General features: G+C 75.3%; 7 protein-coding genes. 1 reads left to right on the plus strand and 6 read right to left on the minus strand.

From position 1 onward, the window contains the following. Positions 1–121: 121 nt before the first annotated feature. Entirely contained in the window at positions 122–1,867 is a 1,746-nt protein-coding gene (locus EV567_RS14650; RefSeq protein WP_242620807.1) for a hypothetical protein, read from the plus strand. Between the two features lie 69 nt (positions 1,868–1,936). Here the strand turns inward: EV567_RS14650 and EV567_RS14655 are convergent, their stop codons facing one another. The 6 genes from EV567_RS14655 to EV567_RS14680 form a co-directional block, all read right to left on the minus strand. Next, positions 1,937–2,578 carry a cutinase family protein gene (locus EV567_RS14655; RefSeq protein ID WP_130440040.1) on the minus strand — a complete coding sequence of 214 codons (642 nt, stop codon included), beginning with the start codon at positions 2,576–2,578 and terminating at the stop codon, positions 1,937–1,939. An 82-nt stretch (positions 2,579–2,660) separates the two neighbouring features. Beyond that, positions 2,661–3,986, minus strand: a complete 1,326-nt coding sequence (locus EV567_RS14660; RefSeq protein WP_130440042.1) for a CdaR family transcriptional regulator — start codon at positions 3,984–3,986, stop codon at positions 2,661–2,663. Positions 3,987–4,108: 122 nt separating this feature from the next. After that, positions 4,109–5,056, minus strand: a complete 948-nt coding sequence (locus EV567_RS14665) for an alpha/beta hydrolase family protein (protein WP_130440044.1) — start codon at positions 5,054–5,056, stop codon at positions 4,109–4,111. 15 nt (positions 5,057–5,071) lie between these two features. Continuing rightward, a complete protein-coding gene (locus EV567_RS14670; RefSeq protein WP_242620808.1) occupies positions 5,072–9,394 on the minus strand; it encodes a type I polyketide synthase in 4,323 nt (1,440 codons plus the stop codon). After that, on the minus strand, positions 9,391–11,169 hold the full coding sequence (locus tag EV567_RS14675) for a fatty acyl-AMP ligase (protein WP_130440046.1): 1,779 nt from the start codon (positions 11,167–11,169) through the stop codon (positions 9,391–9,393). The genes EV567_RS14670 and EV567_RS14675 overlap by 4 nt, the downstream gene beginning before the upstream one ends. Positions 11,170–11,244: 75 nt before the next feature. Beyond that, on the minus strand, positions 11,245–12,777 hold the full coding sequence (locus EV567_RS14680) for an acyl-CoA carboxylase subunit beta (protein WP_130440636.1): 1,533 nt from the start codon (positions 12,775–12,777) through the stop codon (positions 11,245–11,247). Between the last annotated feature and the right edge of the window lie 234 nt (positions 12,778–13,011).

A 13,011-nucleotide genomic window follows, 5' to 3' on the forward strand; every position in this document is an offset into this window, starting at 1 on the left:
GACGGTGGGCGGGAACCGCTCCCACGACGCGGTCGGCGACCGGTGACAAACGCGCCACCCGTCGCTGCGTATCTGTGAGCATCGCCCGGTCACCCGGTCCGCGCGGTCCTACGGTCCGCCCATGAACACGACACACAGCAGAAGGAGAACGTGGCCCGGCGTCGCCCTGGCGGCGCTGCTGACCACGGCGACGCTCACCGCCGCGACCCCGGCCCCGTACGCCGACACGGCCTCGGGCGCCCGTGCGGCGAGCGCGCGGACCGAGACGCCCGTGACCTCGACGAGCCCGGTCACCGGGGTGACCGAGACCGTGGTGCGCGTACGGTCGCCCCTGCCGGCGTCCTTCGGGGCGCGCCCGGCGGCCTGCGACTGGCTGTCGTACCTGCGCTACCGGTCGGCTGCCGGCCCCGCCGACTCCGCCGACGCCGACCGCGTCCTCCTCGCCCAGCCCGGCATCCTGGAGGGCGCCGGCGCCTTCGACAGCGTCGCCCGCAACACCGTGGCCCGCGCGGCGGCCCAGGGCCGGCACATCGAGTTCTGGGCCCTGGACCGGCGCTCCAACTGCCTGGAGGACCGCACCGGGATCGCCTCCGGCGACCAGCACACGGCCGTCGACTACTACTACCGAGGCCGGCAGGTCGCCGGCCGTACCTTCGCCGGGTTCACCGGCAACGGCGAACTCGGCTGGATGGCGAGGCTCGGCATCGAGCAGACCGTCCGCGACCAGTACGACCTGCTCACCGCCGAACTCCCCGACCAGGCGCTGCGGCAGCGCAAGGTGCTGTGCGGCGGGCACTCGCTCGGCGGTGTCGTCACCGGCTACTTCGCCACCGCCGACTTCGACGGCGACCGCAGGACCACCGCCGACGCCGGCTACAACCAGTGCGCCGGCTACTTCGCCCTCGACACCACCGTCTCCACCTCCCTCGCCGACCTCAGCGGCAGCATCCCGGACGACACCGACCTGCCCGACATCGGTCTCGGCTACGGCGCCGTGCAGGCCGGTCTCGACACCGGACTGCTCCCGCGCTCGCTCTCCGCGCCCGTCCTGCTCAACCCCGAGACGATGACCCTGCTCGCCATCGCGGGCCTCGGCGCGCTCCAGGACCCGGGCGGCGAGGCCGACCTGCCCTCCTATCTCCCCCGGAACGGCAACATCGAGGCCACCAACCGCTTCCTGTTCTCCGAGGACGCCGCCGCGTTCCTCACCGGAACCCCCGCCGTCCGCGACTTCCGGCTCACCAACGACGCCGTGCTCGGCGCGCTGATGGACGACCACTCGGTGCCGCTGGCCTTCCTGCAGAGCAGCGTCGGCTTCTTCGACGGAGGGCCGATCGCCGACAAGAGCTTCCCCGCCGCCAACGGCAGCGGACAACTGCCGGCGCTGTTCGGCCGCGAGTACAAGGCCATCCCCGACCGCCCGCACGGCCCGCTCTACACGTGGCGCGACTACGACCGCGTCGGCGCCCCCGACGACCCCGGGTACCGGTCGGCCGACGGCACGCCGTTCACCGGCGCCGGCAAGGAGGTCACCTCCATCCGGGAGCTCGCCCGCAGCCTGGCCGAGCAGCCGCTCGACTTCACGGAACAGTACTTCCCGACGAAACTCGTCACCGATCTCCAACTGGCCGACTCACCGCAGGTGAAGCGGCTCCTCGCGCACCCCGCGGGACTCACCGCCCGGCCGACGCTGACGGTCCTCGCGGGCGACGGCCTGCTGGCCGGCCGCGTCCCGGACGGCCTCGATCCCGTGGTCGCCGACGGCTACCAGCACCTCGACGTGCTCACCGCCGCGCCCCGGCAGAACGACGGCCGGCCCGAGCCGGTCTCCAGGGCCCTCACCGAGTTCGCCCGCGCACCGGAGTAGCCCTGGCATGACACGAGACGGGCCCGGGAGGACTTCCTCCCGGGCCCGCCCCGTGTCACCGACGGCCGGTCACAGCCTGCCCGCGGCGAACGTGGCCGCCGCGTCCGCGTTCGCGGTGTAACCGAGGTGCGCCAGCACGTCGTCCCCACCGTTCACGCAGATGGGGTCGCCCGCGGCGCAGAAGTCCGCCGTACGGCTCTGGTAGGTGCCGGTGACGCTCTTGCCGAGGGCGCGGATCGGGTTGCCGAACAGCAGCACCGCGGCCACCCTCGGCTCCAGCGCGGCCGGGACGGTGGCCACGATCGGGCTGCCGACCACGGCGCCGGCGCTGCTGACGCCGATGGAGTTGTCGACGACGTTCGCGCCCTGCGAATAGCCCACCAGCACGAAACGCTGGTTCGGGCAGGCGGCGGCCTGGGCACGCACATGGTTCACCAGATCCGCGTTTCCCTGCGCCGCCGACGTCAGGGAGAGGTCGGCGGGGTAATTCACCTTGTAGCTGGAAAGGGAGACGCCCGGCAGTTTCCGCTGGAGTGCGGAATAGACCGGGTCGCCGACGATGAGACCGAGATTGCCCGGCTCGAAAGTGCCCCGGGCGGCGACGACGTCGACGGCCGTGCAGGCGGCGGCGGAAGCGGCGGGTGCCGAGAGGGTGGCCAGTGAGGCCCCGCCGAGCAGCGACAGCGCGGCGAGGCACAAGCGGATGCGCATGGGGGAATCCTTTGGGGTGGGGCGCTGGAAAGCGCCTGCGGAAAAGGACGCCCCGAACGTATGCGCGTGGACCGTCGAAGTGTTATGGACGGGAATTCATAAACGTCTCGGATTTTGTTGCCGCGGTGAGTGATGAATTCGCTTCCGGCGATTCCGTGCCAGGCGATCGCGGGCCTGGCGACGGCGCCCGCAGCGATTGAGCGTGCAGTGACTCCGCGCGCAGCGCGAGAATCAGGTCAAGACGCGCGTCGGGATCGTGCAGCGCGTCGCCGAAGAGCTTCTCCAGCTGGCGCAGGCGATAACGGACCGTCTGCGGATGGACGTGGAGCCGCGCGGCGACGTCGGGCACGTTGCTGCCGCTCAGCAGCCAGGCGAGCAGCGTCTCGGCGAGCCGCCCGCGCTGCCCCTCCGAGACGGAGTCCAGGGGCGCGAGACACTGCGACCGCAGCCTCGCGAGGATCGGCTCGTCGCTGTGCAGCAGCAGCGTCGACAAGTGGTCGGCGCAGCGCACCACGCCCTGCCGGGGCAGGATTCCCCGGCCCATCAGCCCGAGGGCCCGGCTTGCCCAGTGCAGCGACCGGGCGGCCTCCTCGAGCGGCACCGTCGGCCCGATCGCGGCCGGACGCCCCCGCAGCGCCAGGGTGAACGCCCGACCGCCGAACCGGCCGGAGCCCTCCGGATCGGGCACCAGCATGCGCGGCGGCCGGGAGCCCATGTCCACCAGCGCCCCCGCCGACGCCAGCGGCCGCTCCTCCTCACGCCGGTCCGCGGTGGCCGCGAGCGCCACCACGGCAACCTGCCGGGGCACCGGCCACCGCGCCGCGTGCGCCAGGTCCTGCACGGCCTCCGGGGACGCCGGCGGGTCGCTCAGCAGCAGGTCGAGCAGTCGCCGCCGACGCCGTTCCAGCTCGTCCGTGCTGCGCAGCCGGGCCTCCGCGTACCCGGCGGCCGCCGCCTCGGCGACCTCGTGCACGGTCCGGAACGCCAGCTCGCCCAGCGCGGCCACGACCGAGGAGTCCAGCCCGAGTTCCTCCGCCGTGCGGCCCATCAGCCGCCAGGCGTGCAGCCCGCCCACCCGCAGCGCGGACTGCAGCGCGTCCAGGCCGCGGCCCTCCAGCGCCTCACCGCGCCCCAGCTCGTAGTAGGTCGTCGTGATGGCGGCGCCCTGGCCGCGCGGATCGGCGATGTGGTCCACGAACAGGGTCAGCGCCTGCACCACCCCGGCCCTCAGATGCGCGCGATACGTTCCGTCGGCCGGCCGGGCGTACTCCGGGACCTGTCTGCGCACCTCCTCCTCCACCTCGTCGGCGACGGCCTCCAGTTGATCGCGCAGCAGCAGGGCGAGGTCCGGCGGCACCGCGGCGGCTCCGAGACCGTCCGGTACGCCGTGCGGGGTGGGGGCGGCCACGGCGGACCCTCCTTTCACCCGGAAGCGGCTCACCCGCGGGCCGTTGCCCGCGGCGCGAGGGACGACTTGCGGGTTGGACGGACGTCCCCTGCGCTCCGTTCCGTGCCCCGACGCCGCCGGCCTCACACCGGCACCCCCAGCGCACGGGCGAGCATCGGCCACGAGGCGGTGAACTCCCCTTTCCAATAGGCCCAGTCGTGCGCCCCTCCCGCGTAGAAGTGGGTGGTGACCGGGATCCGCAGCAGCGCCAGGGCGTCGGCGAAGAGGTGGGCCGAGGGCCACAGCAGACTCTCCAGCGCCCCCGGCAGCCAGTCCCCGGCGCCACCGCCGGGCACGCCGCTGCCGCTGGAGACGTACAGGGGGGTCCCACGCAGACCCTCCGCGCGGGACCGCGGGTTGAAGTCCCGCCAGGTGAGCAGGTTGAGCACCGGGTTGCCCCACAGGGAGGGCGGCAGCAGGCCCTCGCGGGCCACGATGGCGTCCATCAGAGCGGGCACGCCCGGCGCGGTCGTGTCGAGGATGCCGCTGTAGGAGGCCGCGGCGGCGAACGCCCCCGGGTGGCGGGCGGCGTGCGCCATCGCGCCGTATCCGCCGGTGGACACCCCGGCGACGGCCCGCACGCCCGAGGCCCGGTAGGAGCGGGTCAGCAGCGCGGGCACCTCGGCCAGCTGGAACGTCTCGTAGTCGGGGCCCGCGCGCCAGTCGCTGGGGATGCCGGTCGGGCCCGCGTCCGGCATCGCGACGATCAGGTCCCGGCCCTCGGTGAAGGCCTCGATGTCGGTCTCCCGGGTCCAGGAGGTGTAGTCGTCGTGGGCGCCGTGCAGCAGGTAGAGCACCGGGTAGGTCCGCGATGCCCTGGCGTCGAAGCCCGACGGCAGGATCAGCCGCACCGGCGCGCTGCGCCCCAGGGCGACGGACGGCACCGACACGTCGACGGTACGCGGCCCGAGCCGGGTCGCGGCGGCCCGCGCCGCGCCGCCCCCGGCGGCGAACAGGGCGCTCAGGCCGGCGGCCGTCGCGGCTCTGGCGACGGCGCGCCGTGACACGCCGTCGCGGGTGCGGTGGGACATGCGGCTCTCCTCGGGTCAGGTGCGGCTGAGTTCGCGGTGCAGACGGTCGGCGATCTCGTCGACGTGCGGCGGGTCGAGCAGTGACAGATGGTGTCCCCCCACCGTCACGACGGTCAGGTCCGGGCACACCTCGTCCCAGCCGAGCGCCTCGTCCTCGCGCTCGTACGCGGGATCGCGCACCGTGTGCGGGGCGGGCTCGGCAGCCCGGTACAGGACGACGCGCCCCTCGTAGCGTCCCGGCCGGTGGGCCTCGCCGATGCCGAGGTCCAGGTAGGAGGCGCGCTGGTGCTCCAGCGCGGCCGGCGGCACGCCGGGGGCGGCCTCGCGCAGCGCCCGCAGCACGGCGTCGACGCGGTCGCCGTCGTCGTCCATCGCCACGAGCTCGTCGTACGGCAGCTCCAGCCGGACCCCGTAGGCGTCGGCGGCGTGCCGGGCGAACCCCTCGAAGCGGTCGCGCGCCAGGTCCGCCGGGGCGCGGTCGGGCCGGGGGAGGGGCCGCACGGAGTCGATCAGCGCCACCAGCTCCACCTCACGGCCGGCGGCGGCGAGTTGCCGCGCGGTCTCCTGGGCGAGGAAGCCGCCGAAGGACCAACCGCCCAGCGCACAGGGCCCGTCGGGGTGGGCTGCGGCGATGGCGTCGGCGTAGCGGCGGGCCTTGCCGGCGATCGTGTGGACGTCGTCGAGCCGGTCGAGGCCGTACACCGGCCGCCGCCCCCCGGGCCGGGAGCCGAGCCGTTCGACGAGCCCTCGGTAGACGTCGCACCTGCCGCCGGCGGCGTGGAAGAGGAACAGCGGGGCACGCGAGCCGACGGCGCTCAGCACCCGCAGCGGGCCCTCCGGCCGCACGGACAGCGCCCGCTCGACGGACGCCGCCGCCTCCGCGACGGTGGCCGCGCCGAGCAGCTCCCGCAGCGGCAGCTCGATGTCCAGCTCCCTTTGCAGCGCGGCACGGACGCGGACCGCCATCAGCGAGTCCAAGCCGAGGTCGGCGAGCGCGGTGGCAGGGGTGACACGGGCCGGCGGATGGCCGGTGACGGAGACGATGTGATGACAGAGCCGGCCGGCGACCGAGGCGTCCCGCGCCGCGTCGGCCTCCCGTGAGGCCGCCGCGGCCGCCGTCCGCGTCGTCGGTGCGGCCGGTGGCGGTGGTTCGGCGGGCCCGCCGACAGCGGGGGAGGCCGTCGTGGGCGCGCGTCCGTCCGTCCACCAGTGGCGGACGTGCCGCCAGCGCGGCGCGGGCAGGTCGACGACCCGGCCGGGCGGCAGCGGCAGCCGCCCGCCCGCCGCGTACAGGGCGCCCACCTGGGTCAGGAATCCGGCCGAGCCGTCGGCGTCGCGGCGCAGTGTCCCGACGGCGAGGGCGCCGGGCGCGTTGTCGGCGACGGCCCGGGTCAGCACCGGGTGGGGCGAGATCTCGACGAAGGCGCTGTGGCCGTCCGCCACGGCCGCCGCGACGGCCCGGTCCAGGCGCACGGGCCGCCGCAGGTTCGCCGCCCAGTGTCCCGCGTCGAAGACGCAGTCGCCGCGCGGGTCGTCCAGCACCGTGGAGTAGACGGGCAGTTCGGGCCGCCGAGCCGGGAGATCCGACAACTGGCTCATCAACTCGGTCAACAACGGCTCGACTTGGGGTGAGTGTCCGGCGCCGGCCACGCGCAGGGAACGCGCGGCCCGCCCCTCCCGTTCCAGTCGGCGCACCAGCCGGTCCACCGCCGGCTCGTCCCCGGTGACGACCTTCTGCCCGGGCGAGGAGTGCACGGCGACCTGCACTCCGGGGAAGTCCCGCTCCAGTGTGACGAGTTCACCGTCTTCGAGGTCGACGACCGCCATCGCCCCGCCGCGCAGCCCGCTGAGCAGCCGGGCCCGTACGGCGACGATCCGCGCCGCGTCCGACACCTCGAGGGCGCCCGCGCACACCGCGGCGGCCACCTCGCCGAGCGAGTGACCGATCACGGCGGCGGGCTCCACGCCGTAGGAGCGCCACAACTCCGCCAGCGCCAACTGCAAGCCGAACAGAACCGGTTGGCACACCTCCAGTCGGTCCAGCGGCAGCCCGGACGCCAGCTGACCGTACAGGGACACACCGCACTCGGCGGCCAGTTGCCCGTCGAGCTTCTCCACGGCGGCGGCGAAGGCCGGTTCCTCGCGCAGCAGTCGGCGTCCCATCCCCGCCCACTGGCTGCCGTACCCGGAGAACACCCACACCGGCCCGCGCGGCCCGACGAGATCCCGCTCCCCGGTCACGACCCGCGGTTGCGCGTCTCCCCGCGCCAACGCCTCCAGCCCGTCGACGAGTTCGCCCTGGTCCCGCGCGACCACGGCGGCCCGCACGGGCCCCCGGCCCGTCCGCCCGGCGAGGGTGCGCGCCACGTCGGCGGGGTCCAGGGCGCTCCCCTCGGGCGTGCCGAGCCGTACGGCGAGCCGGGCGGCGGTGTCCCGGATCCGGACCGCGTCGAGATCGCTGAGCAGATGCAGCCTGGCGGCATGTTCCCGCGCGGGCCGCGAGCCCAGGAAGCCGACAGGGCCCAGGAAGACGCCGAATGCCTCGGAGTCCCCGGTCCCCGCAGATCCCCCGGACCCTGCGCCGGGACGCCATTCCTCCAGCACCGCATGGGCATTGGTCCCGCCGAAGCCGAATCCGGACACCCCGGCGGTGGCCGTGCCGCTGTAGCGCGGCCAGGGCTCCGGCTCGGTCACCACCCGCAGCCGTTCGTCGGTGAGGGCGCTGCCCCCGGCACAGTGCAGGGACGGCGGGACGAGGTCGTGGTGCAGCGCGAGCACCGTCTTCACCAGCCCGGCGACGCCCGCCGCGGACTCCAGGTGCCCGAGGTTGCCCTTGACCGAGCCGAGCAGCAGAGGCTGGTCGGGTTCGCGTCCCGCCCCGAGGACCGCGCCGAGCGCGCCCGCCTCGATCGGATCGCCCAGCGGGGTGCCCGTGCCGTGCGCCTCGACGAGGTCCACGAGTGCGGGGGCGAGCCCGGCCCGCGCGTACGCCGTCGCCAACAGGGCCTGCTGGGCTGCGGGGTTGGGGGCCAGGAGCCCGTTGGAGCGGCCGTCGGAGTTGACGGCCGTGGCGCGGATGACGGCGAGGACGCGGTCGCCGTCCCGCTCGGCGTCCGACAGCCGCTTCAGCAGCACGGCCGCGCAGCCCTCGCCGCGACCGATACCGTCGGCCGCCGGGGAGAACGGCTTGCACCGCCCGTCCGGCGCGAGGGCCCCCGCCCGCCGGAACGCGACCGTGACGGCGGGGGAGAGCAGCAGGTTGACGCCCGCGGCGATCGCCGTGTCGCACTCGCCCGAGCGCAGGCTGACGCACGCCTGGTGCACGGCGACCAGCGACGAGGAGCACGCGGTGTCGACGGCCATCGCCGGCCCGCGCGCGTCCAGCACGTACGCGAGCCGCCCGGCGGCCACGCTCAGCGCCCCGCCGGCGGGAGCCCACGGATCGACGCCGGCCGGGTCCACGCCGGTGAGCTGCCCGTACTCCGGGGCCGAGACGCCGACGAAGACGCCGGTCGCCGTGCCCGCGAGGGACGCGGCCGGGACGGCGGCGTGGTCGAGGGCCTCGTGGACGACCTCCAGGAGGATCCGCTGCTGCGGGTCCATCACCGCGGCCTCGCGCGGGGTGATGCGGAAGAAGTCCGCGTCGAAGCCGGCGACGTCGTCGAGATAGCCGCCGTACCCGGGCGCGTCGGCGGGCGGGAAGGCGGTGAAGTCCCGCCACCGGTCCTCCGGCACCCGCCGGATCCCGTCACGCCCCTCGCACAGCAGCCGCCAGTAGTCGTCCGGCCCGTGCACACCGCCCGGCAGCCGGCAGCCCACCCCGACCACAGCGACCGGCTCACCGGCCGCGCCCGCGGCGGGGACGGCAGGGAAGTCCGACCGGCCCGCAGAGGAGGCGCCCGGCCGCACCGCCGGGTCGCCCACGCGCGTATCCGGTCGCGCCGCCGGGTCGCCCACGCGGGTATCCGGCCGTGCCGCCGGGTCGCCCACGTGGGTATCCGGCCGTGCCGCCGGGTCGCCCACGCGGACCGCCGGGTCGCCCACGCGCGTATCCGGCCGTGCCGCCGGGTCGCACACTCGCGCCACGAGGTCGTCGCCCGTGGCCGCCTCCCACACCAGCGTCGCCGGCAGCTCCCGCCCCGCCACCTCGGACAGCTCCCCGGCCAGCACGACCGCGTCCCGGGAGGACATGCCGAGATCCGCCAGCGGCCGGTCCATCGGGACGTCCGCGACGGCCGCCCCGCTCCAGCCGGCCACCCGCTCGGCCACCCGCGCCGCGACCAGCCGGCGCAAGTCACCCGCACCCGGCCGCCGCCCGCCCGCTCCGGCCGCCGTCATCCCGCCGCCTCCGTCAGGTAGGCGCCGGCGAGATAGCGCTCCCGGGTCAGCGCCCGCGAGACCTTGCCGCTCGACGTGCGCGGCACGGTCCCCGGCGGGACGAGCACCACGTCCGCCAGCCGCAGTCCGTGCCGGGCGGAGACGGCGGCGCGCACCGCGCGCGTGAGCTCCGGCACGTCGATGTCCGCGAGGAGCGCGGTCCGCGCGTGCTCCGCCACGACGACGACCCGCTCGCCCGCGTCGCCCGGCACCCCGAACGCGGCCAGCCGGTCCCGCCGCACGGCCGGGTGCGCCTCCTGGGCGGTGGCCTCGACGTCCTGCGGATAGTGGTTGCGGCCGTCGACCACGATGAGGTCCTTCAGCCGGCCGGTGACGATCAACTGCCCTTCCAGGAAGGCCCCCAGATCCCCGGTGCGCAGCCAGCCCCCCGAACCGCCGTCGCTCCGTTCCGGACCTCCCCCGGCACCCGCCTCCTCGGCGAGCGGCACGCCGAAGACCCGCCGGGTCAGCCCGTCCTGCCCCCGGTAGCCGCGTCCCACGTTGGGCCCCTGCACCCAGATCTCGCCCACCTCACCCTCCGACAGGGCCGCACGGGACACCGGATCGGCGATGCGGACCCGCTGGCCCGCCGGAGCGCCGCAGCCGGCCAGCAGGACCGCCGTGGGGTCCCCGGCGCGCGCGGGCAGCGCCTTACCCGAGGCGAGGGCGTCCCGGTCGAGCGCGAACCGCCGCAACGGCTCCCCGGGACGGGCGGCGCTGACGAACACGGTGGCCTCGGCCAGCCCGTACGAGGGGCAGTGCGAGCCGGGCGGGAGGCCCTGTGCGGCGAAGGCGGCGTGGAAGCGGTCGGCGGTGCCGGGCCGCACCGGCTCGCTGCCGTTGATCAGCGCGGCGACCCCGTCCAGCCGCAGGCCGGCCTTCTGCGCGTCGGTCACGGCCGCGGCGCAGAAGTCGTAGGCGAAGTTGGGCGCCGCGCTCACCGCGCGCGGATGGGCGGCCAGCAGCCGCAGCCAGCGCGCGGGTTCGTGGAGGAAGGCGACCGGATCCATGAGCACCGACAGCAGGCCCCGCACCACCGGGGCGGCGACGCTCAGCACCAGCCCCATGTCGTGGTACAGCGGCAGCCACCCCACACAGGTCACCGGATCCGTCTCCGCGCCGTAAGCGGTCAGCGCCTGAAGGGCGTTGGCGACCACGTTCGCATGGGTGATCTCCACGCCCGCCGGCGTGCGGGTCGAACCGGAGGTGTACTGGAGGTAGGCCACCGCCGACGCGACCGGTGTGCCCGGCCGTGCCTCGTCGGCGGCGGCGTCGGGCACGTCGTCCACCGCGAGCACCCGCACCGCCCGCCCCGCACAGAACTCCCGTACCTCATCCAGCGCATGACGGGACGTCAGCACGAGCTCCGGATCCGCGTCGGCGAGCACGGCGGAGAGCCGGTCGCCGTGCCCCGGCAGACCGGGCGGATACAGCGGTACGGCGACCAGCCCGGCCGTGAGCGCCGCGAGGAAGCCGGTGACGTACTCGGGGCCTTGGGGGCACAGCAGCGCGACCCGCGCTCCGGGTGCGGCCTCCTCGGCGAGCCGGCCGGCCACCGCCCGCACCCGCAGCTCCAGACGGCGCCAGGTCAGGGTGCGGTGGACGCCGCGCGCGTGCGGGGCGGGATGGTCGACGAAGGTGAACGCCCGGCGTTGCGGAGTGTGCTCGGCCCAGTGCCGCACGTACTCCGGCAGAGTGCTGCACGCGGGGGCGAGCGGGGGGCGGCGGTTGTCCATCGAGCGGGGCTCCTCACGTCGCGGGGGCGCTTGCCGGGATGACCCGGAGGGGGATCCAGGGGGCCGAGGGGGGAGTCAGAGGGGGATGTTGCCGTGCCGGCGCTCCGGGGCCGGGGCGCGCTTGCCGCGCAGCGCGCGCAGGGCGCGGCAGACATGGGCGCGGGTGTCGCGCGGAGCGATCACGGCGTCGACGTAACCCCGCTCGGCCGCGAGGTAGGGCGTGCCGTGCGTGTTCTCGTACGCGGCGACCAGACGGGCGCGCAACGCACCGGGGTCGGCAGCCGCGGCCAGGTCGCGCCGGTGCAGGACGCCGACCGCGCCCTCTGCGCCCATCACGGCGATGCGCGCGGTGGGCCAGGCGAGGTTGACGTCGGCGCCAAGGTGCTTGGAGCCCATCACGGCGTAGCCGCCGCCGTACGCCTTGCGCACCACCACGGTGACCTTGGGGACGGTCGCCTCGGCGTACGCGTAGAGCAGCTTCGCGCCGCGCCGGATGATGCCGGCCTGCTCCTGGCGCACGCCGGAGAGATAGCCGGGGACGTCGGCGAAGGTCAGCAAGGGCAGCCCGAAGGCGTCGCAGAAGCGCACGAAGCGCGCCGCCTTCTCGGAGGCGTCGATGTCCAGGACGCCGGCCGCGTGCAGCGGCTGGTTGGCGACGACGCCTACGGGGCCGCCCTCGACCAGGGCGAGCGCGCAGACGATGTTCGGCGCGAACAGCTCTTGCACCTCCAGCAGCTCCCCGTCGTCGACGACCGCGCGCAGGACGTCGCGCATGTCGTACGCCTGCCCGAGCCGGTCGGGCACCACCTCGTCGAGCGCGGCGCCGGCGGGGGCGTCGCCCGGGGTGTAGCGCGGGGGCCGCTCCATGTTGTTGGCCGGCAGGTACGACAGCAGGTCGCGGACGGTGTCGAGAGCCTCCTTCTCGTCGGCGGCGAGGAAGTGGGCGTTGCCGTTCACGGAGTTGCTGGTGCGGGCCCCGCCCAGCTCCTCGGCGCTCGCCCGCTCGCCGGTGACGGTCTCGATGACGTCGGGCCCGGTGACGAACATGTGCGAGGCGCCGTCGACCATCACGGTGAAGTCGGTGATGGCGGGGGAGTAGGCGGCCCCGCCGGCGCACGGCCCGAGGACGACCGAGATCTGCGGGATCACCCCGGACGCCCGCACGTTGCGGCGGACCAGCTCGGCGTAGAGGGCGAGCGAGGCGACGCCCTCCTGGATGCGCGCGCCGCCGCCGTCGTTGAGCCCGATGACCGGGCAGCCCGTCTTGAGGGCGAGGTCCATCAGGGCGACGGTCTTCTCCCCGAAGGCCTCGCCCATGCTGCCGCCGAACACGGTGGGATCCTGCGCGAACACGCACACGGGCCGGCCGTCGATCGTGCCGTGCCCGGTGACCACCCCGTCGCCGTACGGGCGGTCGGCGCCGTCGCCGGTGGCGCGGGCCCGGACGAACTGACCGGTCTCGGTGAAGGAGTCCTCGTCGAGGAGCAGGCCGATCCGTTCCCGGGCGCCGAACTCGCCCCGTCTTCTCGGGCCGCCCCCGAAGAGCGCCCGCGCCCGGCGCCGTTCCAGGGCGGCGATGCGCTCGGCGGTGCAGTCGGGCGCCCGGATCGCGGGCGGGGGCGTCCCCGTGGGGGAGCTTCTGGTCGGGGACGTCGTCGCTTCTGGTGTCACAGCCACCTCCGAAGTGGCTACCGAATATGGCAGCGGGGCGGGGAGGGGCCGAGTGGTTGGCCGTTCTGTGTGCGAGAGGTGAGTCTCCCGGGGCCGGGGTTCGTGCCTGGGTGACAAGGGCCCGTCGGCGCGCCCGCTCCGCCGACGCCGTCCCACCACCCGAGACGATGT

It is taken from the genome of Streptomyces sp. BK239 (assembly GCF_004217285.1).
Taxonomy (GTDB): Bacteria; Actinomycetota; Actinomycetes; order Streptomycetales; family Streptomycetaceae; genus Streptomyces.